This is a genomic window from Marinomonas polaris DSM 16579, assembly GCF_900129155.1.
GTDB classification, from domain to species: Bacteria; Pseudomonadota; Gammaproteobacteria; order Pseudomonadales; family Marinomonadaceae; genus Marinomonas; species Marinomonas polaris.
Genome location: NZ_FQVF01000011.1, coordinates 141,684 through 168,058, shown reverse-complemented (window position 1 = coordinate 168,058; position 26,375 = coordinate 141,684). Strand labels below are relative to the sequence as shown.

Here is a 26,375-nt window from a genome sequence, read left to right as displayed (position 1 = left end):
ATTATATATCAGGTTTGATCATTTTTGCCTGTCAAACTGAAGCATGACATCTCAAAGGAAGGATTAATGCGTACGAAAGTTGCCCCAATGTTTGCTCTGTTTATTTTTGCTCTTTCTATGGGGACTGCAACATTAGTTAAGGCGGAAGCAAATGATGTTTCTCGATCCTCTAATGTGGCTGAGTTGTTTGGTTTACCATTAAATGATCTGAGTGTATCTCAATTAGAAAATCAGCTTAATAGTATGGGGTTGCATAGCTATCCGTCTTATAAAGATGGTGTTATAAGCTACAGCTTAGGGCCTGAAGGTATTTTAGGAGTCACAAACGCGACTATTTATTCAAATGGATCGGGTTATGTTCGTCAGGCGCTGTTATCCGGTGTTGTGGAAAGCAGTGAAAAACGTAAAGCGCTAGGTGAGTTGCTTGCGCGAAAATACGGTAAACCTAGTGAAGGTTTTCTTAGTAATGGTATTGGGCGTTCGAAATGGCTGTTTAAAGATGGCACCATGATAGAATTTCATAACACGACTTATGATGTTTCTCTCATATACGTTGATGAAAGTCCAAAGGTGGCCACTCGATCTGGGCAAATTGATGTTGAAGCCCTGTCTCGTAAAAAGCAATAATCTTATAGTTTGTTTATCGTGTAGTTAATTATCTATGTTTATTCTTGATCTCAATCTTCGTTTTGCACATTTTCTTCAACCTTATCTTCAGGATATTTCTTTAGCTTTGGTAGCAACCTGTTTGGTGGTTTACGGGGATAAGGTGAATGGTTTTCTTAAAAGCTTGGTGTCTTCTTGGGTGTTTCTCGCTCGAGTGATGGCGTTTATTTTGATGTGTACTTTTGGTTATGGGCTTCTGACATTATGGAGTCAGCCATTAATATATTGGGGAATTACACGAGTTGATTTGGTGTATCGACCGGTCTTAATCCTATTTTGTTTTTGTCTTTTGGGTGTTTTGGCTGAAAGAAAGCGTCATTTGTAAAATAATTCATGAAATTTCCTGTCAGTTTTCGTTGCCAAATTACAACATAATCGCACCATTACTATGGATCAGCCATGTAATTGCGTGATTATGTAGTAAAGTTTCTAGACCTTCTTTGTTATTTCGTTATTTCTATAAAAAAACACGCTAAATGCCCGATTTTAAAGGTTTTTTGTAGTCTTCTTACAATTTGTTTTTGTCCTAATCTGCCGTTAGACTGCGCCCATATTGATATAACAGAGTCTTTTTTCGGGGGCAGAAAATGACAAGCACTTGGTTACAAGCACTTTCACAAGCAGAATCTATGATTCCTCTTTTAGGTAAACTTGGTCGCGAAAAAGCGGTAAAAGTTCAGTTGGCAGGAAACACCTTAATGGCGGATTCTGTGACTGGTCTGATGGCTGCGTTTGATCAGCATCCTGAATTAGACCTTGTCCAAGTTTATCAAGTGTTGGAGCAAGTGTTAGCAAGTAACACCGCTCATACCGTTGTAGAACTAGAATCTTTGATTGCGGAAGCGGATGTTGAGTCTGTACTAGCGGCTCAGCCAAACGATGGCACAGAAACTCCTGTTGTTTTGTATGGATTCGGCCGTATAGGTCGTTTACTTGCACGTCGTATGTGTACGCTTGGCCATACAACTCCAGGTATGGCATTAGCTGCGATTGTTGTGCGTAAAGCATGTGATGATGATCTTTCTAAACGCGCTAGTTTGCTTAAATACGATTCTGTTCATGGTATATACGACGGTTTAGTAAAAGTTGATGAAGAGAATCAAGCTCTGATCATCAATGGTTCGCCAGTAAAAGTTATTTATGCTTCTGATCCTGCTGAAGTTGATTACCAAGCCCATGGTATTAATAATGCTTTGCTTGTTGATAACACAGGTCGCTGGCGTGATCATGACGGTTTGAGTGTTCACTTAAATCGTCCAGGTATTGAGCGTGTTGTACTGACTGCACCTGGTAAGGAAATGAAAAACATAGTTTTCGGTGTAAACGATAGCGATGTAACAGACGCTGACCGTATTGTTTCTGCTGCATCTTGTACGACAAACGCTATTACGCCTATCTTGTCTGTACTAGAGAAAACATACGGCATCGAATCTGGTCACGTAGAAACTGTTCATGCTTATACGAATGACCAAAACCTAATCGATAATATCCATAAAGGTGATCGCCGTGGTCGTGCTGCAGGCATGAACATGGTGATGACTGAAACTGGTGCGGCTAAAGCGGTATCAAAAGCGATTCCTTCTCTAGAAGGTAAGTTGAGCGGTAGTGCGATCCGAGTTCCTGTTATCAACGTTTCGATTGCGGTATTAAGTTTGAACTTGAAGTCTGCGACGTCGGTTGAAGCGATTAATCAGTTGTTGAAAGCTGCATCAAATAGCGCTGAATTGACAGGTCAGATCGGCTACAGCGAAGAACGTGATGCGGTAAGCTCTGACTTTATCGGTTCTCAGCAAGCGGGTATTTTGGATTCTTTGTCGACGAAAGTTCGTGGTAATCAAGCAACTTTATATGTTTGGTACGATAACGAGTATGGCTACAGCTGTCAGGTTGTGCGTTTGATGGAGAAGCTTGCACAGGCAAATTTTACTAAGGCTGAATTGCTCGAAGACAAAGCAAAAGCAGCTTAAGATATGACCGGACACATTTAACGTGTGTTATTTAACGGCGGCCCTTGGGGTCGCCGTTTTTTTTTGCCTCAAATTTAAGGACGTAATTTCGAGGCAAAAAAAAGCCGGATAAAATCCGGCTTCAACAAAAGTAACTAGCAGTTGCGAATAACATCATCCTGTGGGGAATGGTGATATTCATCTAAAACATGACTGTGGGACAGGTTTTAGAAGTAATACAGTTAGGGCTGTATCAGTAAATATTAGGTCGCTGTTCAACCTAAGAGATTAACTAATTCTATCTTTTTGGGTCGGTGTTACAAACGATATAAATTGATTTGTTGGATTAGCTGAATTAATGCAAAATATAGGATGTATTTTTAAATCAATGATTTTGATTTTTTATTATGTGATATTTTTTTTGTTAAGTGTTTGTTTATTAAAAATTTATTTCATATTTATGATGTGTTCTTTGCAATTTTAGCTTTATTTTTATTGGTTTTTTAATTCAGTGTATGTCTAATTTTGCAGTAGCTGAGATCGTCTTATGGTGGTTTTTTTATGAAGTCTGTTCCTTTAGTTGGGCTGGGTACATTTGCTATCGCGGCTCGTCATTTGAGTTTCACTAAAGCCGCGCAAGAACTGCACCTTACACAGGGGGCCGTGAGCCAGCAAATTCGTCAGTTAGAAGAGCGTTTAAAACTTACTTTGTTTGTTCGTTATCATCGACGTCTAGAGCTGACCGTGGCCGGTGTGCGTTTGGCTGTGCAATTGAATCATAGCTTTACTGAAATTAATGATTTGGTTTTAGAGTTGCAGGAAGAAGAAACGTCTAATATTTTGACGGTTTCTGTTATGCCGTCCTTTGCAACTAAGTGGTTGATTCCTCGACTGGGTAGTTTGCAAGAAGCCTATCCTGATTTACAGCTTCGCATTCAGGCCAACGATAGAGAGGTGAATTTCCAGCGCGACAGAATTGATGTAGCGATAGTGCATAGCCATGTGCATAGCTCAAAAGGGCATATTGTTCCCTTAATGAAAGATAAGGTTTTTCCCGTTTGCAGTCCTGCATTTGCAGAGCAGCGAGTTTTGACTGAAGCAAGCCAGTTAGCGCAAGTGCCTTTATTAAATGATGACTCTGAGTGGCGTTTTTCTAGTCCATATGCGGAGTGGGAGAAGTGGCTGTTATTGGCTAATGCAAAAGGCATTAAGCCTTCGCGCGGCATCAGTTTTAATCGTGGTGATCTTGCTGTGCAAGCAGCTGTTGCTGGACAAGGCGTTGCTTTAGGGAGAACGCCTTTGGTGATGGATGATATTCAGCAGGGAAGATTGATGAGGCCGTTTTCAGAAACATTAGATGAAGGTCATGCCTATCTATTTGTTTGTCCCGAAATGCAGCGTCAGCGAGAGCCGGTTCAGCAGTTACTCAGTTGGTTAGTCGCGCAATGCTACGAATATTCACCAGAGGATGCTTTGACGACACCCGATGGTCTGATTTCGTTATAATTAGTTATCTAATAGTAATTTAACTGAAATCGCCAAACACATAATAATCACCATGGGGCGAATAAGCTTCGCACCTTTGGTGATAACGAGGCGTGAGCCAATTTGCGCACCAAACCATTGTCCAATTCCCATTACGATACCCAATGCCCAAATAAGGTGACCGCTAAAGGCAAACATGGCCAAAGAGGCTAGGTTACTGGTCGCGTTGAGTACTTTTGTATGAGCCGTTGCTGAAACGACAGTGAGCCCCATCAAACACAAATAAGCAGTAGAAAAGAAAGCGCCAGTTCCTGGTCCAATCAATCCATCATAAAAGCCAATGCTGGTACCGATAATTACCGCAAACTGTATGTGAGTAAGGGAAAATTTACTGGCAATGTAAGGCTGAACCTTGGGTAAGAAGAAAAAGAAAATGGCTACCGCGATTAAGATAATTGGAACGGCTTTTAGCAGTAGGCTACTGTCTAAATAAGAGACTAATAGTGTGCCGCAGATAGCGCCGATGGCTGTCATCAAAATGGGGAGCCACATATCAGACAGCTTTACTTGTCCTTTTTTTATAAAGTGGTAAGACGCCGATACTGTCCCCGCGCAACCTTGTAACTTATTGGTTGCTAGCGCTTCGGCTGGTGACAGTCCTGCTGCTAATAGAACCGGCACAGTAATTAAGCCACCACCGCCTGCAATGGCATCAATGACGCCTGCAAAAAAAGCGGCAGCAAAGAGTGCAAGATAGATCCAAATAGAGATATCGAAAAAAACAAAGTCCATTGAGTGTTTATTCCTGTAGGGATAGATGTACGATGCTTTTTAGTAGAGCAAAAAAAGCCCACCTAGACAATCGTTTAGGCGGGCTAATGAGTAGTAATAGTAGAGTATTTTATCGAACTAAATTAAATTTTTGTTTGGATGTAGCTTTCGAGAGTGCTTTCTTGATTCGGAGTAAATTCAAGGCCAAGCTTAGTTCTACGCCATAGAATATCTTCTGCTGAATGCGCCCATTCATGCTTGATCAAATAATCCACTTCCACTTGATAAAGCTGATTGCCAAAGTGCTGGCCAAGGTCGCTTTCTGAATTCGCTTTATTTAGTAATGCATGAGTTAGTGTACCGTAGCTATTGGCGAATCGATGGGCAAGGTGTGCACCGATAAAAGGATAATCTTGTTGTAATTTCATCGCAAAACCATCAAGAGACATACCTAAGTCACCGCCAGGTAGTGGTTTGCTGTGAGTCCATTCGCTTCCAAGGTTATCAAAGTAGGGTGTAAGCTTTTTCATCGCAGATAAGGCTAGTTTGCGGTAGGTAGTGATTTTTCCGCCAAAAATACTTAGCAATGGTGCTTGATGATTTTTGTCGTCAAGGTGCAATGTGTAATCGCGAGTGACGGCCGAAGGATCAGACGACTCATCTTCCAATAGAGGTCTTACGCCTGAATAGCTCCAGACAACATCCGCTGGTGTGAGTGTTTTTTTGAAATGATCGTTCGCCACTTTCAATATGTATTGAGTTTCATTTTCTGAAATCGCTACATCGTTTGGATTGCCTTTGTACTCAACATCGGTTGTGCCTAACAATGTGTAGTGTTCACGGTAAGGAATCGCGAAAACGATACGTTTGTCGGTATTTTGCATAATGAAAGCGTTTGAATGCTGATAAAGCTTCGGCACAACAATGTGGCTGCCTTTGATCATGCGAATGCCGTAAGGGGCTTTTTGTTCTAGTTTAGTTTCGATAAACGACGATACCCAAGGGCCTGCAGCGTTTACTAAGGCTTTGGCTGTTATCTCATGAGTTTCTTTGGTTATTTGATCCTCTAGGCTGATGTGCCATTGGTTGTCGATACGTTTGGCAGAAGTGCAACGAGTGCGAGCAAAAATAGACGCTCCATTTTGCTGAGCACTAAGCGCATTGGTTACCACTAAGCGAGCATCATCAACCCAGCAGTCTGAGTATTCGAAACCTTGCGTAATATCGTCTTTTAATGGGCTATCTGCACCGTACTTGACGCCTTTTGAGCCTAAAAGTGTCTCGCGCTTACCTAGGTTGTCATAAAGGAATAAGCCAATGCGAATTAGCCAAGCTGGACGTAGGTGTGGTCTGTGAGGCATTTGAAAGCGCATCGGCGTAACAAGATGAGGAGCAACTTTTAGTAATACTTCACGTTCTGTTAGGGCTTCTTTTACAAGACGAAACTCGTAATGCTCAAGATAGCGCAAACCGCCGTGGATTAGTTTACTACTCGACGATGACGTAGCATGAGCCAAATCTCCCATTTCGCAAAGACCCACATTTAGGCCTCGTCCTGCTGCATCAGCGGCTATTCCTGTGCCGTTAATGCCGCCGCCAACAATAAATAGGTCAAAATGGGAGTGATTCATACAAAGCCTCACGATTTAAAATGCGAATGTTTATGTTCGAAAGTGAACATTTGTGTTCGATATTAAACCTCTAAAGCGATTATGACAATAACGCTTTGTGAAGTTTTGGTGAACATTTGATCTTTTTTAGGTTTGAAGAAGGGTGAAAATTGAAGTCAACTGAGTGAATTACTGTGATGGTGCAGGGCCCAAGGGTTACTTGGGCGTGCAGATTTCCAATCGAACTTTGTGCTCTTTCATTAGTTTGATGATGGCTTTTGGCGGTTGCTCATCAGTAAACAGTCTATCTACTTGGGTTATGTTACCTAAACGAACAACTGCATTGCGGCCAAATTTAGCGCTGTCAGCAGCGAGAAAAACAGTGCGTGAATTATTGATGATACTTTGCGCTACTCGAACTTCTTGGTAGTCGTAATCCAATAGTGAGCCATCGTTAGGGTCAATACCACTAATACCGATGATGCCAAAGTCGACACGGAATTGATTGATGAAGTCGATAGTGGCTTCACCCATAACGCCGCCGTCTCGTGAACGAACCGTACCGCCCGCAATAATCACCGTAAAGTCTTCTTTTCCGCTTAAAATTGCAGCAACGTTAAGGTTGTTGGTGATAACTTGCAAACCTTGGTGATTCAATAGTTCCCTTGCAACGGTTTCAGTTGTGGTGCCAATATTAATAAATAAAGAGGCATGATTTGGAATTTCGGCGGCGATTCGTTTGGCTATTTGCTCTTTCGCTGGCAGTTGCAAAATTTGTCGGGTTGCATAAGCCACGTTGGTGGTGCTGGAGTCGTAACTCGCGCCACCATGATGTCTGCGTATTTGATCAGCTTTTGCCAACTCATTAATATCACGGCGAATGGTCTGCGGTGTGACAGCAAATTGGCTGGCCAATTCATCGATTGTCACGTAACCCTTTTCTTTCACTATGGCGACAATATTGTCTTGGCGAGAGAGTTGACCCATATTGTTTTCTTCTCCTGATAAAAGACATTACTTATTAAACGAGGCTTGCTAAACGAGTGCGCATTGGTTTTTAATAGGGAATATTCGTATTTGAATATTCATGTTCAAAAAACAAAACAACAATTAAGTCGCTTACTTTTTGAGTGGCTGTGATTTCAAAGAGAATTCACCATGACGCATTATATTCTGGCTATTGATCAAGGCACCACCAGTTCTCGGGCTATTTTATTTGATGAAAAAGGCTCTCGTGTTGGCCAATCTCAGCAAGAATTCCCACAAATTTTCCCTGATGATGGTTGGGTTGAGCATGATCCTGAAGATATTTGGTCATCTACTTTATCTGTGTGTCGCTCAGTTCTCAAGGATACAGGGATCGACGCGCAAGCGATAGCAACCATAGGTATCACCAATCAGCGCGAAACAACGATTTTATGGGATATCGATACTGGGAAGCCAGTTTATAATGCTATTGTTTGGCAAGATCGACGTACCAGCGGGTTTTGTCAGTCTTTGAGTGATCAAGGATTAGGTGAAAAAGTTCAAGAAAAAACTGGGCTGTTAATCGATCCGTACTTCTCTGCAACCAAGATTCGTTGGATCTTAGATAACGTCGATGGTGCACGTGAAAAAGCTCAGGCAGGTCGTTTGGCTTTTGGTACGGTCGACAGCTTTTTATTATGGCGATTAACCAATGGCAAGTCCCATAAAACCGATGCAACAAATGCGGCTCGTACTATGGCGTTCAACATTCATACTCAAGAATGGGATGACGAGCTGATCGAGCTGTTAGGAATCGGCGATGTATTGTTCCCTGAAGTCATGGATTGTAGTGCTGATTTTGGAGTCATTGATGCTGCTTGGTTGGGGGCTAAAATTCCAGTTAATGGTGTCGCAGGTGACCAACAAGCCGCTTTAATTGGGCAAGCTTGCTTTACGCCCGGTATGGTGAAGAGTACTTACGGTACTGGTTGTTTCATGATTTTGAATACCGGTGATAAAGCGATTCGATCTGAACATAAGTTGCTCACTACCGTAGGTTATCGCCTAAATGGCAAAGTCACTTATGCATTAGAAGGTAGTATTTTTGTGGCTGGCGCCGCGATTCAATGGTTACGAGATGGCTTGAAGCTATTTGCTGATGCTAAAGAGACACAAAGTCTGGCTAAGCAAGCATTGAATGATGATTCTGTTTATTTAGTACCAGCTTTTACAGGGTTAGGTGCACCATATTGGGACCCTGATGCTCGTGGCGCCATGATTGGGTTAACGCGTGATACTAGTGTCGCTGATATCGTTAGTGCTGGTTTGCGTTCTGTGTGTTATCAGACAAAAGACTTAGTTGGTGCCATGGCGCAAGATGGCGCAACATTTAGCTCTTTACGTGTCGATGGTGGAATGGTTATAAATGATGTGATGGTGCAGTTCTTAAGTGATTTGTTAGAAATCACGGTAGAGCGTCCTTGTGTGACTGAAACCACTGCATTGGGCGCTGCATTTTTAGCGGGTCTGCAGGTTGGCCTTTATCAGTCTTTGGATGAGATTGAAGTCTTGTGGAAAGCAGATAAATGTTTTGAGCCCACAATGGCAAAAGGCACAGGCGATAAATTGTATCAAGGTTGGCAAAAAGCAGTGGATCGTGTGCGTACACGAGACTAATTTTTACGATTTGATACATGCTTTGTCTTGTGTGATAAGGCAAATATGGCTAACTTTAACAATGGATGTTTATTCACAAAGGGTTTAGAGAATGTCGAAACAGTTTGCCGAAGTACAGCAAGATGATTTTATGAAGTTTGGTGGTGAGCGTCCAAGCTATTTAGAAATCGAAGATGCATTGATGTCGCTAGGCGGACATGGTGTTGGTGGTAATAACTTCAAGAATGAAATGGTGAAATTAGCAGGTTGGACTGGTGGCGCATTGACTACTTATGCTCAGCGTGCAGCTGTTGCTCAGGCCGCTTTTAATCGTATCCGTGAAGTTTTGCCAAAGGCAACTACCGCTGATGAATTGAGAGCCATTCTTAAAAGTTTGAAATAAGTAGTTATTTCAAACTCAAGGTTTAAAAAGTAAAAAGGGGAATGGCATGATAGGTCTTTCCCCTTTTTTATATCTGTCTTTTGGCTGGTTTTATTCTGCGTCAGCGATGGCTTTCATGCCGTATTCTTCGTCTAGAATACGCCCGATAACATTGTTACCGGCAAGGTGATGTGCATATTGCATGTGTAAGCATCGTACTTGATCCCAATTCGCAATGCCGCCAATTCCAAGCTTATCAAACAAAGGCTTGAAGCCTTTTTCTTCAATAATGGCTTTGTGCTCAGCGCTCATTACTTCCCAACGCCTTGCGATGTAATCGCGGTGAGAAGCATGATGTGCTTCTCGCAATGTTTCGTCGTCTTTGATGCGCTGCTCAAGCTCTTTTACAACACCATGACTTTCTATTTTTGCCAAAGCTTTGTCGATGGCTTTGCTAGAAAGCCAATATAGAGTTGGGAATGGCTGCTCGAAAACCCAAGTCTCCATCTCTAATACTTGAGGTATGCCGCTAGGTGAATAATGAGCAATGGCACTAATGCCGCTTGGGGTACGTCCGAGTTGTGCTGTGATGATATCAATATCACGCTGAGAAAGTGTTGTTGTCATAATGTCTTATTGAATAGTGTCTTCTAAAAGAGAAGAATTAAATTGTGAACGCAGGGAAACTGGCGGCGAATTTTTGTATCCATTCAGCGGCGGCTTCATTGTAGTTGAGTCGTCGGCCTTCGATTTTTGCTTGGCGTCGGTAATGTTCTATCTGAGATAGCTGCTCGATCATGCGAACACAGTAACACTCTTCTTTGGTAGGGAACTCAATGGCGATGTGGTAGCCGTCCGTTTCTTTAGTGCACCAAGCTATACGGCCAGACACGCAAAAGTTTGGGTCAATCTCTTCCAATGTAATTCTTACCGAGCGTCCATTGTCAAAAGGACGAAGGGTGACATATGTGATACCGACAAACCCAGCTCTATCTTCAGTAATTTGAGGAAAGGGCTGATCTTCTATTAGCGTAATGTCTAACGGAAGGTCTCTCGGATGTGCAACAAATTCCATCGCAACAAGCCAGCTACTATTTCAGATATTCATGTTATCGGCCAAGAAGGCAGAGTGTTTAAAAAAGAATGCGAATTGTACGCTTTTTGCCCTGTCTGTACAGACGAATTTTAGGATGTCTGAGGCTAAAATCATAACTTCTACTTATATGTGAAAATGCTCAATGTGGTGCTTTGCATTTTGAACTGCTCAGATAGCTGTATTAGCCTAGCTTAGGGGATCTGAAGGTGGCAAAGCTTACCGAGTTCTTTTAGTGCAGCGTCGGTTTTATTATCCCAATTTAGTGCGTAGTTTAATCGAAAATGATGGTTGAATTGCGCTGTTAAACTGAATGCTAACCCTGGCAGCAAGCCAATGCCAATTTCTAAGGCTTGGGAATGAAGTGTCATGGCGTTTACCGTGTCTGGTAAAGTGACCCATAATAAAAAACCACCTTTTGGGGTAGAGGTTTGAGTACCTGCTGGAAAGTGATCCTGAATGAGCGCCTGACAGCGAGCTAAGTTGTCTTGATAAGATTGTCGGGTTTTTCGTAAATGACGATCATACGCGCCGTTTTCTAGAAAATTGGCGATAGCTGTTTGCGTTAATGTGGGAATCGCAAGGGATTGAACATAAGCGTAATGTTCAATCTGAGTTTGAAAAGGGCCGCCAACAATCCAACCAATGCGAAACCCTGGCGCGATACTTTTAGAAAAAGAGCTGCAGTAAATAACGGTATTTTGTTTGTCGTCAGCTTTTAAAGATCGCTCGCGTTTGTCTTTATAACTCAACTCTCCGTATACATCGTCTTCAATCAGAGTGAAGCCGTGTTGAACAGATTGATTGAGGATGCGTTGTCTTGCCAAGTGGTTGAGCGTGGCGCCAATCGGGTTTTGGTTGTTTGGTGTCACCACGCATGCCTTGATATCCCATTCTTTTGCCGCATTTTCCAGAATATCTAAGTCGATCCCTGTTTCCACTGAACAAGGGATTTCAACCGCCTTTAGGTTCAACACTTCAATGATTTGTAATACTCCATGATAAGCCGGGCTTTCGATAGCAACGGTATCGCCCGCTTTTGCGACAGCTTGTAATGAGAGCATCAAGGCGTTTTGGCAGCCCAATGTAATAGTAATGTCATCGGGTTGCAGCTGGCATCCGCTGTCTAGCATGCGGATGGCTATCTGACGGCGTAAGCTGAGTGATCCTGGGGTGAATTCATAAGCTGCACATATTTCTGGCTCTAAGCGCATCAGGCGCCCTACAGAGCGCTGTAGCTGTCGTATCGGTAGGAACTGGCTTTTAGGAATAGCTGCACCAAATTGCATGATATTGCCGTCTTGAGAGGCATGAAGTAAGCGCCGTAGTAAAGCATGTATGGTGCCATCATTCTTAGTAGGTTCAATTTTTGCGGGTTCTGTTGGCTGGAGCTGAGTTTCTTGAACGAAATAGCCTTTTTGAGGGCGTGCTTTTATGACGCCTCTGTCTTCTAGCAAACTGTAGGCTTGCAGCACAGTCGCAACACTGACTTCCATTTGTTTGCTGGATTTACGAACCGATGGGATCTTTGCGCCTGGTAAGAAAATACCTTCATGAACTTGGTGTTCAATTTGGTTAGCAATTTTTTCGTATAAGGGGCAATCCATAAAGCGCAGGTCGAATTCAAAATGAGAGATGTTTAATCTACCAGATTGGTGGATTGAAAGAAATCTATGCCGATTTTACGGCGCAAAGGTCTGTGTGTTAAGTGGTATTTTTTGACGCTCTGGGATAGGCGCTCATTGTAAATAAAGTGTTATGGTGTTCCTGTATACTTGGTCAGGTTTATATCAGCTTAAATGTTTAGCTGCCGGGTAAGAAAACTAAAAATTTAGAGCAGATTTTAATTTAGAGGTCGATTATGTCGTTATCCGTTATTCAAAGGATTTTATTTGGCTTTAGTATTTTACTGCTACTTTTGCTGATGATTGCCGCATCTGGATTTGTAGGCATCAACAAAATAGAAGATAGATTAAACGTAGTTACAGGGAAAGTGGCCAATATCTCATCTACCAGTAATGCGCTAAAAGAAGATGTCAGCTTTGCTAATGCGGCTGTTTTACAATATTTACTTAGTAAAACTCCCGATTCATTGGAAGACTTATCCGCACGTTTTCTGAAACATAAACAGGAGTTTAGCGATGTTTCAGAGCAATTGTCTGCTCAACTTCAAGGTTTGCCAGAGATGAGTCAGGCGCTTGAAAGCATTAACGCTGAAGTGGAGCGTTTTTATGGTTATACCGATGTCGCCTTTTCTAATCATAAAACCATGTTAGAACTTCAGGCTGTAGTGCCAGATGAAAAACTTGATCTTAAAGATGCAATTGCTTTTGCTACAGAAGATTTAGGTATGTTGGTAACAGATGGCGATACATCCGAAATCCAATTTGCGGCTTCTTACATGCATAGTCAAATAGAAAGCCTTCAAGTGACGGTTAATGATTACTTTGATGTGCGTAGTCTAGATAAAATGCAGGAATTACGTGATGCTATGGCATCTATTATTTCTAGCCTGAAAGACAAACAATCCTATTTGAACGATGACAACATCAATGGTCTGGTGAGTGAAATAGAAGCCAGTGTGATGTCTAGCGATGGTGTGGTGGCGAAATTTTACGAGAATGCTCGTCTAGTACAAGAGTCAGAAGTGCTGGCGAAACAGCTGTCAGGCAGCATGGAAGTGGTTAATACGTCCGTGCAGCAGCTATTATCTAAAGCCGCTTTGATGGGGTTAAACGCTAAAACAGAAGCAACAGATGCTGCGAAATTATCAACGCTTATTATTGAGGTTGTATTGGTTGTTTCTATAGTAATTGCAGTGCTGGTGGCATTATGGGTAAGTCGAAGCATTCGCCTTCCGTTGAAAGAAGTGATGACTGTACTGGGCAAGATTTCGGATGGTGACTTCACTCAACGCAGTAAAGTAAAAACCAAGGACGAGTTTGGTGAGTTATCTGCTTGGGTAAATGGGCTGGTGGCGAAGTTACAAAAGGTCATGTCTGAGATTGATCAGGCGTCTAATGAAGTTGCTGAGTCTGCTGGCAGCAATGTTCGCTTAGCTGGTGATTCTAAACGCTTGATGAGCGCACAGAATGAAAGAACCTCTGAGGTTGCTTCGTCTATGTCGGAAATGGTGTCTACGGTCGATCAGGTGGCAAAAAGCTCAGAAGTTATTTTGCATCAGATCCAATCGGTTGATCAAAGAGCTCATCAAAATCGCGAACAAATGGATACCAATATTCATAAAATCGAACACCTTCTCGAGCAAATAGAAGAATCGACGACAGTTGTGAATGAACTTGATGAGCATTCGAAGAGCATAGATCGTATTTTAGAGGTGATTCAAAGTATTGCGGAGCAGACGAACTTATTGGCACTAAACGCTGCGATTGAAGCTGCGCGTGCTGGCGAGCAAGGTCGAGGTTTTGCCGTAGTGGCAGATGAGGTTCGTATTTTAGCTACTCGAACTCATAGCTCCACTGAAGAGATTCAGCATGTTATCGCGCAATTACAGCAAGGTGTGACAAAAACCGTTGGCAGCATGGAAGAGAGCCGAAAAAGTGCTACTTCTAGTGTTGAGGAAGCACGCACAGTTGGATTGTCACTAATTGAATTGCAAGGCAGTATGGCTGAAATTCGGGACTTAAGTATTCAAATTGCTACCGCCGCTGAAGAGCAATCTGCTGTAGCGCAAGAAATTAAGCAAAATGTATTAGAAATATCTGAGATGTCTGAACAGGCGGCATTGGGTTCAGATCAGAGTGAGAAAGACAGTGAAGGATTGTCTAAACTGGCGTCTCATCAGAAGCATCTACTTAGTCAATTTAAGATTGTTTGATGGTTTTTCTAAGATAGGTTGCGTTAATATTGGGGCAACTTAATTCTCTGGAGATAAAGTTCATGTCGATTCTTATGGGTGATATGTTGCCTCATGGTACGTTTCAGGTAATGGGAGAAGAAGGTCCTGAGACAGTAGATGTCACAGAATTCTTCTCAGGCAAAACTGTATTGATGTTTGCCGTACCGGGTGCTTTTACTCCAACTTGTAGTGCTAGTCACTTACCTGGTTTTGTAGTGCACTTTGATGCTTTAAAAGAAAAAGGAATAGACGACATAGTGTGTCTTTCTGTGAATGACGTTTTTGTTATGAATGCTTGGGGTAAAGCGAATAACGCTGAAAATCTGATAATGGCAGCAGATGGCTTGGCTGAGTTTACTTGCTCTATGGGATTAGAACTGGATATTTCAGCTGCTAAAATGGGCATTCGTAGCCGTCGATACGCCATGTTAGTGACTAACGGCATTGTTCAGCAGTTATGGTTGGATGAGCCAGGCGAATACAAAGTCAGTTCTGCGGAATATGTTTTGTCTCAGTTATAAGCTTTTTGTTTAGCTTTTTTAGTCAGGCAAAAAAACGACGCACATGGCGTCGTTTTTTTATGTCTCATATTAATGCTTCGTTCATTACCAGCTAATAGCCAAATAAGGTTGGTAAAAAGGTTACCGTGCTTGGCACAAAGGTAATCAAGATCAAGACTGCCAATTCCACTAAGAAGAGTGGCATGATTTGCCTAGATATAGCAGCAATACCTACGTTCGCAATCGAGTTAGAAACGAATAGACAAATCCCCATCGGTGGTGTGACAAGGCCGATCATCAGGTTGAAAATCACCACAATACCGAAGTGTACTGGATCGATACCAAGGCTCATCGCGATAGGATGCAGAATCGGTAGCAATATCAGCATCGCTGCGATCCCTTCTAGGAATAGACCAACAACCAGCAAAATCACGTTGACTAGGATTAGGAACATCCAAGGGCTAGAAACTTGTTCTAGTACCATTTGGCTAACCGTTTGTGGCACTCTTGAAAAAGTTAGCAACCAGTTCGCGGCCGCTACTACGCCAATCACGATCAGAATCACAGACGAGTCGCGCATTGCTCGAATAAAGATGCGTGGCAAACTCGATATTTTCAAGCTTTTCAGAATGAATACACCTGCTAACAGAGCATAAGCGGCGGCAAAGGCAGCGGCTTCCGTTGGTGTAACAATACCAGTCAGGATTGAGCCCACAATGAATATCGGCATGAACAGCGGAATCCACGCATCAACAAAAGCCTTCCAACGCTCTTTCATGGACAGTTTCGCTTTTAACGGTGCGTAATGACCCGCAAAAAAGTAAACATAGATCGACAAGCCAATAGCTAGAAATAGTCCAGGTGTTACGCCCGCAAGGAATAGCGCTGGTACAGAAACACCGGTAGTAATCAACGCATAAATAATCACTGGAATACTTGGCGGAATCATCGGTCCAATAACAGACGATGCGGCGGTTAGTGCCGCAGCAAAAGCTCGTGGGTAACCTTCTTTTTCCATTGTCGGAATAAATACGCGTCCAAGTGCCGAGGTATCGGCAACAGCAGAACCTGACAGTCCGGCAAAAATAACCGACGCCCAGATGTTTACATGGGCAAGGCCTGCTTTCATATGACCAACTAACGCATTAGCAAAGTTGATAATTCTACTTGTGATGCCACTCTCATTCATCAGCTCACCAGCTAGAACAAAAAGTGGAATCGCCAAGATAGAGAATGAATCTAAACCGCTGAAAATACGTTGAGCGACGAGACTGACATTGAAAGGTAACGTGTAAACATGACCAACAACGCCTAATAAAATGGCAAACGCAATAGGGCTGCCAATAACCAAAAGAACAATAAGAATCCCAAGACCTAGCATAATTACTGTCCTTTCTCTAACGTTGTAGATTGAAAATAGTCGATGAGTCGTATGAGTGCTGCGATCACAAGACACGCACCACCTATGACCATAGCCACTTGAAAATAATACATTTGAATGCCTGTGCCGGGAGCTTGTATTGCTCCTCGCTTCATCATGAAAATGTAACCGGAATAGGTCAGCACACAGCCGCTTACTAGCGCAATAACGTCAGATATAAAATGCAGAGCATGGCGAATCTTAGCGGAGACCATATCTTCTAAAAAAGTAAAACGAATATGAATGCCCTCTAAATAACACAATGCCATACCAAACATGGTGCCGTAGATCATGGCGTATTTTGCGACTTCCTCGCTCCATTGGATCGGTGAGTTAAATAAGTAACGGCTCAAGCTACTTACTAAAACAACGCCAAAGATAACGAATAGGGAGGTGCCGGTTAAAATCGAAAGAGTATTTTTATAGAGGCGCTTCATGTTGAGCTTTCCGGGTTGTGACAAAGGAAAAGCAACCGAAAGCCATTAAAGAAAGCTCTCGGTTGCTTGATTTCAAGTACTGAGTTTATTTCGAGTTGCTAACGACTTTTACAGACATTTGAGCGCGTTCGATCCACTCTGGCTGTACTTCACCTTTTAACCAGTTGATAACAGCTGGTTGCGCGATATCACGGAACTTAGCCATTTGTGCTGGTGTTGGAGTGGTGATTTGCATGCCATTAGCTGCAAGAGATTTTAAGCCTTTTGCAGAGTTAAATTGCTGCACTGCACGACCTACAGTTCCTGCAACTTTTGCTGCACGGTCAATAATTGCGCGATCTTCATCGCTCAATGATTGATAAAGGTCTTCGTTGATTAGTAAGAAATCTGTGCCGTAAACGTGACCGTCTAGTGTTAGATATTTTTGGAACTCATAGAATTTGTTCGCTTCGATAACACTAACTGGGTTTTCTTGCCCGTCAACAACGCCAGTTGTTAATGCAGATGGTACTTCAGGCCACGCAATTGGCGTAGGCTCTGCGCCCATTGCTTTTACCATTTCAACATATAGTGGCAGGGTTTGAACGCGGATTTTTAAACCGTTTAAATCTTTTGGTTCTGCAACAGGGCGTTTTGAGTTAGTGAAGTTACGGAAGCCTGTTTCGCCATAGGCAAGAGTGCGTAATCCGCTTTCTTTCAAGCAATGCTCAGACAGTGCTTTGCCGAATTCGCCGTCTAATACTTCCCAAGCAACAGGAGCTGATGGGAATAGGTAAGGAATTTCTAGAACCGATGCTTCTTTACAAACTTTTGCAAAGGCACCAGACACCATCGTCATGCTAAGCGTGCCTTCTTGAGTAGACTGAACAAGATCTGTTTCGCCACCAAGCTGGCCGGAAGGGTAGACATTAACTTCAATGCGGCCACCAGACTCAGCTTCCACTAAGTTTTTGAAAACTTCTGTCGCGGCACCTTTTTTAGAGGTTGTCCAATCTTGGGGATCTACGTGACCAATAGTAAGAGTAAGATCGGCTGCGCTAACGCTGCTTACAGCACCGGCAGCAATTAAACCAAGTGTGATTTTTTTTGTTAGATTCATTTTTACGTCTCCAAGCACGGGATCTTATGTGTCCCGGTTGTTTTATTTTTGTATTTTCTATCCTACTTTGTAGTAAGACAGGCTGTCCTGTATTCGAAACTAGCATTTTTAAGCCTATAAATAATATAGGATCATTTTAAAAATACCCTATATTTTTTCTTAAAGGCTCACAATGACACGAATGTGAACTATTTCTACATTTGGTCTTTGTGTTTCACTCAATACCTACTTTTTGATCTGCTTTGCTAAGCAACATGACCAAAATGTCGTAAATCTTGTATTTTTAGAAATGAATTTTTAATGTCTCTTATATATCGAAAAAGGAATACAAAAACATCATCATGTTCGTTTTTTTTGAAAAAAATCATATATATCATAGTGATAGTATTATTTTAAAGGAACCTTTAGCTGGTGTAAAAGTGAGATTTTCCAAAATAAATATCTAAAATGAGTAGATGTTCTCGTTGTGCTAAAAAACAGCTATCTCAAAATGCAATACCCTTTCGGTCAAATTGAAATAGCCAAATAGCCTATACACAAGAATACTCTGAACAGATTGTGATTGAATGGCTGTGTAAATAAAGAAGGTGAGAGGCATAAAAATAGACGTCTAATCTTCTATTCCACAGCAATTGCCTTAAATAAAAACAGCGCCTTAAATAAGAATAGAGAGTAGTAACATGATTATAGATTGCCACGGACATTATACGACTACGCCAGCAGGCGTTGGTGAGTACCGCGATAAACAAAAAGCACAGGTCGCTAAAGACCCTGCTTTTGTTGGTGAAAAAGGTAAGGTTATTGTTTCGGATGATGAAATTCGTGACAGCATTATCAATAATCAGCTGCGTTTACAGCAAGAGCGTGGCACCGATTTAACCATCTTCTCTCCTCGTGCTAGCTGGATGGGACACCATATTGGTAATGAATACACCAGCCAATATTGGACAGAACATCAAAACGATTTGATTCGCCGTGTTTGTGATCTTTTCCCTGAAAACTTTGCTCCTGTAGCGCAGTTACCACAATCGCCAGGTGTTGATCCTGGCAAATCGGTTGCTGAGATCGTTCGTACTGTTGAAGAAATGGGTTTCATCGGTATCAACTTGAATCCAGATCCAAGTGGCGGTTACTGGCAAGATAAGTCTTTGGCGGACCGTTCTTTCTATCCTATCTATGAAAAAATGTGTGAATACGACATTCCTGCGATGATCCATGTGAGCGCGGCATGTAACGATTGTTTCCACACGACTGGCTCACACTACTTAGGTGCGGATACCACTGGCTTCCAGCAATTAATGATGTCGGATGTATTTAAAGATTTCCCTGAATTAAAAATCATTATTCCTCATGGTGGTGGCGCAGTGCCTTATCACTGGGGACGTTTCCGCGGTATGGCATTAGACCAAGGTTTTGATCTAGCTGAGCGCGTTTTGAACAACATCTATTTTGATACTTGTGTTTACCATCAGCGCGGTATTGATCTTCTTTTAGACATTATTCCAACGAAGAACATCTTGTTTGCGTCTGAAATGATTGGTGCGGTACGTGGTGTTGATCCAGAAACAGGTCATTATTTTGACGATACGAAACGCTATATCGATAACAACACTGTGTTATCCGCTGAGCAGAAACAAGCCATCTTTGAAGGCAATGCTCGTCGCGTCTTTTCAAGACTAAAAGCGTAAGGCTCTCGATTTAAGGGAAGGAACATATAATGCGAAATAATGTAGTAGTACAAAATATTGAACGTGCTGACCAAGCTGTAATCGATGGTTTGGCAGAGTGCGGCGTAGCGACGATTCATGAGTCTCAAGGTCGTGTTGGTCTATTGGCTCATTACATGCGCCCAATTCAAATGGACAAGACCATTGCCGGATCCGCGATCACTATTTCAGGTGCCGCTGGCGATAACTGGATGATGCACGTGGCGATTGAGCAGTGCAAAGCGGGTGACGTGATGGTATTTGCTCCAACGTCTCCTTCGAATCACGGCTTTTTTGGTGATTTGTTAGCAACATCAGCGCAATCTCGTGGCGTAGTTGGTTTGATTATCGAAGGTGGTGTTCGTGATACTCGCGACCTTCGTCAAATGAACTTCCCTGTTTGGTCAAAAGCCGTGTTTGCCGAAGGTACGATTAAAGAAACCGTTGGTTCTGTTAACGTACCTATGGTTTGCGCTGATGCCTTGGTTAATCCTGGTGATGTGATTGTGGCTGACGATGACGGTGTGGTTGTAGTGCGTCGTGAGAATGCTGCTGAAGTATTGGAATTGTCTCGTAAGCGTATGGCGAATGAAGAATCAAAACGCGTACGTATGGCGAATGGCGAATTGGGCTTAGACATTTATGAAATGCGCCCACGTCTAAAAGAGAAAGGCTTAAAGTATGTCTAAACATTCAGGCGTTATAAAGAGTGCGCCTTGTATGTGGATGCGTGGCGGCACGTCAAAAGGTGCTTACTTCTTAGCCGCAGATTTACCGATTGATGTCGATGCTCGTACGCAGTTTTTATTACGCGTGATGGGCTCGCCAGATGAACGTCAGATCGACGGCATCGGTGGTGCAGACCCATTAGCATCAAAAGTCGCCGTGGTGAAAAAGTCGGAACGTGACGATGCCGATGTAGACTATTTGTTCTTGCAGGTGTTTGTTGATCAGGCCATTGTTACTGATGCGCAGAACTGCGGCAACATTTTAGCCGGCATTGCACCGTTTGCGATTGAACGTGGCTTGGTTGAGGCCAAAGAAGGCGAAACCTCTGTACGTATTTTTATGGAGAATACCGGTCAAATCGCGGTGGCGCGTGTTGCTATAAAAGACGGCGAAGTGCAATACGAAGGCGACGCTCGTATTGATGGCGTGCCTGGTTTTTCGGCTGCAGTACCGATCGTTTTCCAAGACACCGCTGGATCAAGCTGTGGTGCTTTGTTGCCAACGGGTAATGTAGTCGATGTGATTGATGGCATTGAAGTAACTTGCATCGATAATGGTATGCCTGTGGTTATCATGCGTGCTGTTGATATGGGTATTACGGGTACAGAATCTCGCGAAGAACTTGAGGCCAATGACGAACTGCGTGCGAAGCTAGAATCTATTCGCTTGCAAGTTGGCCCTATGATGAATTTGGGTGACGTGAAAGAAAAATCCGTTCCTAAAATGACCATGGTGAGTGCAGCGACGAACGGCGGTGCTATCTCCACACGTACTTTTATTCCCCATCGTTGTCATGCATCGATTGGCGTATTGGGTGCGGTGAGTGTGGCGACAGCTGCGGTGCTGAAAGGGTCGCCTGCTAATGAAGTAGCAAGTTATCAGTCAAGCGCTCGTATGACGTTGGATGTTGAGCATCCAATTGGCGCGATGACCGTGATTTTAGATCAACAAGAAAACGGCGACCTAGGTTCTGCGGCGATTTTACGTACCGCGAGAAAGTTATTTGATGGGCAGGTATTTGCTCATGGTAACGGTCTTTAATTCGCTGATTTTTAGCATAACGAATTTTTTAAAGGTATTTGAACATGATGGACAAAGATTATATTCCATTTCATCCTGCTCCAAGCAAACCCGCTTTTAAAGCACCAGCGGGTGCAGTTGATGCGCATTGTCACGTTTTTGGTCCAGCGGATAAATTCCCGTACCATCCAAAACGCAAATACACGCCTTGCGATGCGTCAAAAGAACAGTTGTTTGCCTTACGTGATCATCTAGGTTTTTCTCGTAATGTGATTGTTCAAGCATCTTGTCATAGTACCGACAACTCGGCTTTGATCGATGCGTTAGAAACTGCGGGGGATTTGGCTCGCGGTGTGGCATTTGTTGATGACTCTATCACTCACGAAGAAATTGAAAAAATGCATGCTGTGGGCATTCGTGGTGTGCGCTTTAACTTTGTGAAACGCCTTGTTGATAGCACGCCAAGAGAAGTGTTTTTCTCGATTGCTGACAAGATTCGTCCTTTCGGTTGGCACATTGTGGTGTACTTTGAAGCGGCAGATCTAGAAGACTTGATTCCTTTTTTGAAAGAATTGAATACCACGATTGTTGTTGATCATATGGGAACACCAAATGTTGCCAATGGCGTGGATCATCCAGACTTCCAACGTTTTGTTAACTTCATGGCTGATAATGACAACGTGTGGTGCAAGGTTAGCTGCCCAGAGCGTTTGACTCAACATGCGCCTGATTATTCTGATGTTTATCCTTTTGCCCGCACGCTAGTTGAGAAGTTCTCTGATCGTGTTTTGTGGGGAACGGATTGGCCACATCCGAACATGAAAGTTGAAGCGCCAAATGACGGTCATCTTGTGGATGTGATTCCTCATATCGCCCCAACACCAGAGCTACAACAAGCTTTGTTGGTGGATAATCCTATGCGTCTTTACTGGAAATAATCCAAGCTTCGCAGCAAAGTAAATGAATAGAGGTTACCGAAATGGCTAGTAACTATACAGATCGACAACTCCAAGGCACGTACCTTTTTGATGGTCAAATGGCCAAAAAAGGCTATGGCTTAAATAAAATGTGTTACTCATTTAATGATCAAGTAGCGCGTGATGAATTTAATGCGGATCCAGAAGCGTACTGTGAAAAGTTCAAACTTACAGAAGCGCAAAAAGAAGCGATTCGTAATAGAGATGTAATCGGGCTTCTGCGTGAAGGCGGTAGTATCTATTATTTGGCAAAGTTTACCGGCTTACTAAAGCTAAACATGCAAGACATTGGTGGCCTGCAAACTGGCATGAGCACCGATGAATTTAAAGCAATGCTTGAGAAAAATGGGCGAGGAGAAGTCTAATGGCGAACATTATTGGTGCGATAACGACATCTCATATCCCAGCTATCGCTAATGCTATGGCAAACGGATTAGAGCAAACACCGTACTGGAAGCCTTTTTTTGATGCTTATCCACCTGTACGTGACTGGCTAAATGAGAAAAAACCAGACGTTATTATCCTTTTTTATAATGACCATGGTTTAGAATTTTTCATTGATAAAAAACCGACGTTCGCGATAGGTGTTGCTGATGAATATCATAACTCTGACGAAGGTTGGGGCATTCCGACCATTCCGCCAGTGACTGGTGAGTCAGAATTATCTTGGCATATTGCTAATAGTATTGTCGACGAAGGTTTCGACATGACTATCTGTCAAGAAATGCGCGTTGATCATGGCCTAACGGTTCCACTGAACCTTATGTGGCCTGGGCATCAATATGGTCATGTGAAAGTCATCCCAGTGTGTATTAACTGCGAACAATACCCAATGGCTCAGCCTTGGCGTACATTTGAATTGGGTAGAGCTATTGGCCGTGCTGTGGCGTCTTACGAAGAAGACATCAATGTTGTTGTGTTTGGTACAGGTGGTATGTCGCACCAGCTTGATGGTGAGCGTGCTGGCTTTATCAATCGTGCTTTTGATATCGACTGCTTAGACAAACTCGTCAGCGATCCTGAAGCGCTGACAAAATACACTAATCTTGATCTTGTTGAACAAGGTGGCGCTCAGGCTGTTGAGCTGAATATGCACATCGCCATGCGTGGTACCTTGTTAGGTAAAGTGACGGAATTACACCGTAACTACCATGCGCCGATTTCAAACACTGGCTCTGGGTTGATGTTGTTAGAACATGAGATGCCGAAATAACAAATCTTCTTTATTAGAGGGGCGTTGTTAAGATCAATAAATCCGCTATCTACAAAAATAGATAGCGGATTTTTTTATTTTTCGATATTCAAAAGGTTATTAACAGTATTAGAAACGTGTATCGCGCCTTTTAGAATCTCATCTATGATGCCAGAGGCTTCATCTATCAATTGTGCGTTCTCTTTAGAACGTTCGCTTACTTTGCTCATGCTGGTTTTGGCTTGGCGGGTTAGGTTGCTGTTCTGTGCCACCATATCTTCAATTTCAATAGTAGATTTACTGGTGCGAGAGGCTAGTGTTCTCACTTCATCCGCTACTACAGCAAAACCACGGCCATGTTCGCCTGCACGAGCGGCTTCAATGGCGGCGTTGAGTGCTAATAAGTTAGTTTGGTCAGCAATAGAGCCAATGGTTGTCACAATTTTCGCGATACTTTCAGACTGGTGATTAAGTTGTTCTATTAGGTCTGTAGATACTTCAACATCAGCAACAATTTTGTCTGAGGTTTCGACGGTCCGACGTAAGATCTGTGCACCATTTTCTGACACTTGTGCGGTTTCTACCGAAGTTGAATGAGCCACTTCAGCAGCATGTTGAATAGCTAGTTGAGTATTAACTCTATCGGTAATATCAGAAGCGACTTTAAGTACTTTAACCACTTTACCAAATTGGTCGAAAATTGGATTATAACTGGCCTCTAACCATACAGTTTGGCCTTGTTTACCTACACGCTCAAATTGACCTGTTTTGAAGTCACCATTAGCCAGTTCTGTCCAAAATCTTGGGTTATCTTGATAAAATTTATCAGTACAAAATTTATGGTGATTTTGGCCAACAATTTCTTTTTTTGATTTGTAGCCTAGTGCCATTAGGAAGTTGTCATTTGCGGTAATTACGGTGCCGTCTGGTGTAAACTCAATAGTGGCAGAGGAGCGGTCAATAGCATTGTAAACAGCTAGCTGACTGTCAGCCATAAGTTTAGCTTTGGTTACATCGGAAGCAATTTTTATTACTTTTACTACTATGCCATCTATTTCAACAGGGAAATAAGTGGCTTCAAGCCAAATATCCGAGCCGTCTTTGTGTTTACGCAAAAACGTACCTTCTTTGCTTTTTCCTGATGCTAGATCCGGCCAGAAACTTTTGTATTCAGGGCTAGAGGTTATTTGATTTGGACAAAACAACGCATGCTTTTGTCCCTGTACTTCTTTAAGAGAATAACCAATCGCATTAAGAAACAGTGAATTTGCTTCTAGAACAGTGCCATCGGGTGAGAAGCTAATTGTTGCGCAGAACTTGTTCATCGCTTCTATAGCAGCGTTATCTATAGATTGAGCTGGTTTTTTTTCAGTCTGCTTCTTATTGAAAAACATTTGCTTCTCCTCCCTAGCCTTGCGTACTTTTTAGTGTTTATTGCTGTGTTAGTAATCAGACTATAAATGGTGTTTATTTCTATAGCTGTAGTGAAAGTGTCCTAAAATGTAACGGTTAGTTATCTTTTTGATAAGAAAAGGCAGTTACTTTTCTGTATGCAGCAATTTGCTCACTGTGTTTGATACGTGTTTAGCACCTTTTTGAATTTCATCTATGATGCCTGATGCTTCATTAATCAGTTGCGCGTTCTCGCTTGAGCGTTCACTTACCTTGCTCATACTGTTTTTTGCTTGCAGGGTTAAATTGCTATTTTGTTTTACCATGTCTTCAATTTCGACCGTTGACTTGCTTGTTCTGGCGGCGAGCGTGCGAACTTCATCTGCGACAACGGCAAAGCCTCGGCCATTTTCTCCTGCACGAGCGGCTTCTATCGCTGCATTTAGTGCTAACAAGTTGGTTTGATCGGCAATTGATCCAATAGAGGTAACAATCTTAGCTATGTTTTGCGACTGATGATTTAACTGCTCAATAAGATCTGTAGATACTTCAATATCTGCGACGATTTTGTCAGATGTCTCAACGGTGCGACGTAAGATATCTGCACCATTTTCTGAAACTTTAGCGGTTTCTACAGATGTTGAATGTGCCACTTCGGCCGCATTTTGAATGGCTAGCTGCGTGTTGACTCGTTCGGTAATATCTGACGCGACCTTGAGTATCTTAATTACTTTGCCAAATTGATCAAAAATTGGGTTGTAGCTTGCTTCTAGCCAGATCGTTTTACCTTGTTTATTTATACGTCTGAACTGTCCAGTTTTGAAGTCACCATGGGCCAGCTCTGCCCAGAAATTAGGGTTTTCTTGGTAAAATTCTGGAGTGCAAAATTGACGATGATGTTGGCCTATGATGTCTTTTTGAGATCGATATCCCATAGTTGTAATGAAGTTATCATTAGCCGTGATAATGGTACCGTCAGGCATAAATTCTATGGTTGCTGAAGATCTGTCTATAGCGTTGTAGACTGCACTTTGACTGTCTGCCATTATTTTGTTTCGAGTGACATCGGAAGCAATTTTTATGACTTTGACGATTTTCCCATCTACCTCAACTGGAAAGTAAGTGGCTTCAAGCCAAATATCCGAGCCGTTTTTGTTTTTGCGTAAAAACGTACCTTGTTTGCTTTGTCCAGCCGCTAAATCCGACCAAAAGTGTTTGTAATCGAGACTAGAGGTGACTTTAGTAGGGCAAAATAGAGCATGTTTTTGTCCTTGGATTTCTTCTAATGAGTAGCCCACTGTATCGAGGAATAGTGCATTGGCATCTAATACTGTGCCATCTGGTAAAAAGCTAATGGATGCACAAAATTTCTTCATAGCCGTAATGAAAGCAGAGTCTTCGCTTTGAGGTAGAGTTTTTTCGATGGCTTTCTTTTGTTTGGTAAAAAACATGACAGTTCCTCGCTAGGG

At 42.5% G+C, this 26,375-nt stretch carries 25 protein-coding genes; 14 read left to right on the top strand and 11 right to left on the bottom strand.

Going from position 1 to position 26,375, the window contains the following annotated elements; genetic code table 11:
- Positions 1 to 66: 66 nt before the first annotated feature.
- From BUA59_RS13320 to gcvA, 4 genes are all read left to right on the top strand, one after another.
- A complete protein-coding gene (locus tag BUA59_RS13320; protein WP_072840192.1) occupies positions 67 to 627 on the top strand; it encodes a uridine kinase in 561 nt (186 codons plus the stop codon).
- A 34-nt stretch (positions 628 to 661) separates the two neighbouring features.
- On the top strand, positions 662 to 991 hold the full coding sequence (locus tag BUA59_RS13315) for a DUF3392 family protein (RefSeq protein WP_072840191.1): 330 nt from the start codon (positions 662 to 664) through the stop codon (positions 989 to 991).
- Between the two features lie 262 nt (positions 992 to 1,253).
- Positions 1,254 to 2,633, top strand: a complete 1,380-nt coding sequence (locus BUA59_RS13310; RefSeq protein ID WP_072840190.1) for a glyceraldehyde-3-phosphate dehydrogenase — start codon at positions 1,254 to 1,256, stop codon at positions 2,631 to 2,633.
- A 540-nt stretch (positions 2,634 to 3,173) separates the two neighbouring features.
- A complete protein-coding gene (gcvA, locus tag BUA59_RS13305) occupies positions 3,174 to 4,118 on the top strand; it encodes a transcriptional regulator GcvA (protein WP_072840189.1) in 945 nt (314 codons plus the stop codon).
- On the opposite strand, the gene BUA59_RS13300 is transcribed toward gcvA, so the two are convergent.
- The 3 genes from BUA59_RS13300 to BUA59_RS13290 all read right to left on the bottom strand — a co-directional run bounded on the left by BUA59_RS13300 (position 4,119) and on the right by BUA59_RS13290 (position 7,465).
- Positions 4,119 to 4,889 carry a TSUP family transporter gene (locus BUA59_RS13300; RefSeq protein WP_012071618.1) on the bottom strand — a complete coding sequence of 257 codons (771 nt, stop codon included), beginning with the start codon at positions 4,887 to 4,889 and terminating at the stop codon, positions 4,119 to 4,121.
- Positions 4,890 to 5,011: 122 nt separating this feature from the next.
- A complete protein-coding gene (gene glpD, locus BUA59_RS13295) occupies positions 5,012 to 6,499 on the bottom strand; it encodes a glycerol-3-phosphate dehydrogenase (RefSeq protein WP_072840188.1) in 1,488 nt (495 codons plus the stop codon).
- Positions 6,500 to 6,694: 195 nt separating this feature from the next.
- A complete protein-coding gene (locus BUA59_RS13290; RefSeq protein ID WP_072840187.1) occupies positions 6,695 to 7,465 on the bottom strand; it encodes a DeoR/GlpR family transcriptional regulator in 771 nt (256 codons plus the stop codon).
- Between the two features lie 171 nt (positions 7,466 to 7,636).
- Here BUA59_RS13290 and glpK point away from each other — a divergent pair, with 171 nt between their 5' ends.
- Together glpK and BUA59_RS13280 are read left to right on the top strand one after the other, a co-directional pair.
- Entirely contained in the window at positions 7,637 to 9,121 is a 1,485-nt protein-coding gene (gene glpK / locus BUA59_RS13285) for a glycerol kinase GlpK (RefSeq protein ID WP_072840186.1), read from the top strand.
- Between the two features lie 91 nt (positions 9,122 to 9,212).
- Entirely contained in the window at positions 9,213 to 9,503 is a 291-nt protein-coding gene (locus tag BUA59_RS13280; protein WP_072840185.1) for a hypothetical protein, read from the top strand.
- A 90-nt stretch (positions 9,504 to 9,593) separates the two neighbouring features.
- On the opposite strand, the gene BUA59_RS13275 is transcribed toward BUA59_RS13280, so the two are convergent.
- The 3 genes from BUA59_RS13275 to BUA59_RS13265 all read right to left on the bottom strand — a co-directional run bounded on the left by BUA59_RS13275 (position 9,594) and on the right by BUA59_RS13265 (position 12,182).
- Positions 9,594 to 10,109 carry a DUF501 domain-containing protein gene (locus BUA59_RS13275; protein ID WP_072840184.1) on the bottom strand — a complete coding sequence of 172 codons (516 nt, stop codon included), beginning with the start codon at positions 10,107 to 10,109 and terminating at the stop codon, positions 9,594 to 9,596.
- Positions 10,110 to 10,146: 37 nt separating this feature from the next.
- The gene (locus BUA59_RS13270; protein WP_072840183.1) at positions 10,147 to 10,557 is read right to left on the bottom strand and encodes an energy transducer TonB; all 411 of its coding nucleotides are present in this window, start codon (positions 10,555 to 10,557) and stop codon (positions 10,147 to 10,149) included.
- 212 nt (positions 10,558 to 10,769) lie between these two features.
- Positions 10,770 to 12,182 (bottom strand): aminotransferase-like domain-containing protein, encoded by a 1,413-nt coding sequence (locus BUA59_RS13265; protein WP_072840182.1) that lies wholly within the window; start codon positions 12,180 to 12,182, stop codon positions 10,770 to 10,772.
- A gap of 254 nt (positions 12,183 to 12,436) precedes the next feature.
- Between BUA59_RS13265 and BUA59_RS13260 the strand changes: the two genes are divergently transcribed.
- Together BUA59_RS13260 and BUA59_RS13255 are read left to right on the top strand one after the other, a co-directional pair.
- The gene (locus BUA59_RS13260) at positions 12,437 to 14,413 is read left to right on the top strand and encodes a methyl-accepting chemotaxis protein (protein WP_072840181.1); all 1,977 of its coding nucleotides are present in this window, start codon (positions 12,437 to 12,439) and stop codon (positions 14,411 to 14,413) included.
- Between the two features lie 62 nt (positions 14,414 to 14,475).
- Positions 14,476 to 14,955, top strand: coding sequence for a peroxiredoxin (locus BUA59_RS13255; RefSeq protein WP_072840180.1), 480 nt, complete (start codon positions 14,476 to 14,478; stop codon positions 14,953 to 14,955).
- Between the two features lie 91 nt (positions 14,956 to 15,046).
- On the opposite strand, the gene BUA59_RS13250 is transcribed toward BUA59_RS13255, so the two are convergent.
- The 3 genes from BUA59_RS13250 to BUA59_RS13240 form a co-directional block, all read right to left on the bottom strand.
- Complete coding sequence (locus BUA59_RS13250) at positions 15,047 to 16,315, bottom strand: TRAP transporter large permease (RefSeq protein ID WP_072840179.1); 1,269 nt, start codon at positions 16,313 to 16,315, stop codon at positions 15,047 to 15,049.
- 2 nt (positions 16,316 to 16,317) lie between these two features.
- The gene (locus tag BUA59_RS13245; protein ID WP_072840178.1) at positions 16,318 to 16,791 is read right to left on the bottom strand and encodes a TRAP transporter small permease; all 474 of its coding nucleotides are present in this window, start codon (positions 16,789 to 16,791) and stop codon (positions 16,318 to 16,320) included.
- 85 nt (positions 16,792 to 16,876) lie between these two features.
- Entirely contained in the window at positions 16,877 to 17,890 is a 1,014-nt protein-coding gene (locus tag BUA59_RS13240; RefSeq protein WP_072840177.1) for a DctP family TRAP transporter solute-binding subunit, read from the bottom strand.
- Positions 17,891 to 18,570: 680 nt separating this feature from the next.
- Here BUA59_RS13240 and BUA59_RS13235 point away from each other — a divergent pair.
- Genes BUA59_RS13235 through BUA59_RS13210 form a run of 6 tightly spaced genes read left to right on the top strand, consistent with a single transcriptional unit; the run spans position 18,571 to position 23,535 of the window.
- A complete protein-coding gene (locus BUA59_RS13235; protein WP_072840176.1) occupies positions 18,571 to 19,578 on the top strand; it encodes an amidohydrolase family protein in 1,008 nt (335 codons plus the stop codon).
- 29 nt (positions 19,579 to 19,607) lie between these two features.
- The gene (locus BUA59_RS13230; RefSeq protein WP_072840175.1) at positions 19,608 to 20,285 is read left to right on the top strand and encodes a 4-carboxy-4-hydroxy-2-oxoadipate aldolase/oxaloacetate decarboxylase; all 678 of its coding nucleotides are present in this window, start codon (positions 19,608 to 19,610) and stop codon (positions 20,283 to 20,285) included.
- The gene (locus tag BUA59_RS13225) at positions 20,278 to 21,366 is read left to right on the top strand and encodes a 4-oxalomesaconate tautomerase (protein WP_072840174.1); all 1,089 of its coding nucleotides are present in this window, start codon (positions 20,278 to 20,280) and stop codon (positions 21,364 to 21,366) included. The genes BUA59_RS13230 and BUA59_RS13225 overlap by 8 nt, the downstream gene beginning before the upstream one ends.
- Before the next feature lie 44 nt (positions 21,367 to 21,410).
- Positions 21,411 to 22,283: an amidohydrolase family protein gene (locus BUA59_RS13220; RefSeq protein WP_084122436.1), complete on the top strand. Its 873-nt coding sequence runs from the start codon at positions 21,411 to 21,413 to the stop codon at positions 22,281 to 22,283.
- A 41-nt stretch (positions 22,284 to 22,324) separates the two neighbouring features.
- Positions 22,325 to 22,687, top strand: a complete 363-nt coding sequence (locus tag BUA59_RS13215) for a protocatechuate 4,5-dioxygenase subunit alpha (protein WP_072840173.1) — start codon at positions 22,325 to 22,327, stop codon at positions 22,685 to 22,687.
- Entirely contained in the window at positions 22,687 to 23,535 is an 849-nt protein-coding gene (locus BUA59_RS13210) for a class III extradiol dioxygenase family protein (protein WP_072840172.1), read from the top strand. The genes BUA59_RS13215 and BUA59_RS13210 overlap by 1 nt, the downstream gene beginning before the upstream one ends.
- Positions 23,536 to 23,609: 74 nt before the next feature.
- Here BUA59_RS13210 and BUA59_RS13205 read toward each other — a convergent pair whose 3' ends face one another.
- Together BUA59_RS13205 and BUA59_RS24275 are read right to left on the bottom strand one after the other, a co-directional pair.
- Positions 23,610 to 24,908 (bottom strand): methyl-accepting chemotaxis protein, encoded by a 1,299-nt coding sequence (locus BUA59_RS13205; RefSeq protein ID WP_072840171.1) that lies wholly within the window; start codon positions 24,906 to 24,908, stop codon positions 23,610 to 23,612.
- A 144-nt stretch (positions 24,909 to 25,052) separates the two neighbouring features.
- Complete coding sequence (locus BUA59_RS24275) at positions 25,053 to 26,357, bottom strand: methyl-accepting chemotaxis protein (RefSeq protein ID WP_072840170.1); 1,305 nt, start codon at positions 26,355 to 26,357, stop codon at positions 25,053 to 25,055.
- Positions 26,358 to 26,375 lie beyond the last annotated feature (18 nt).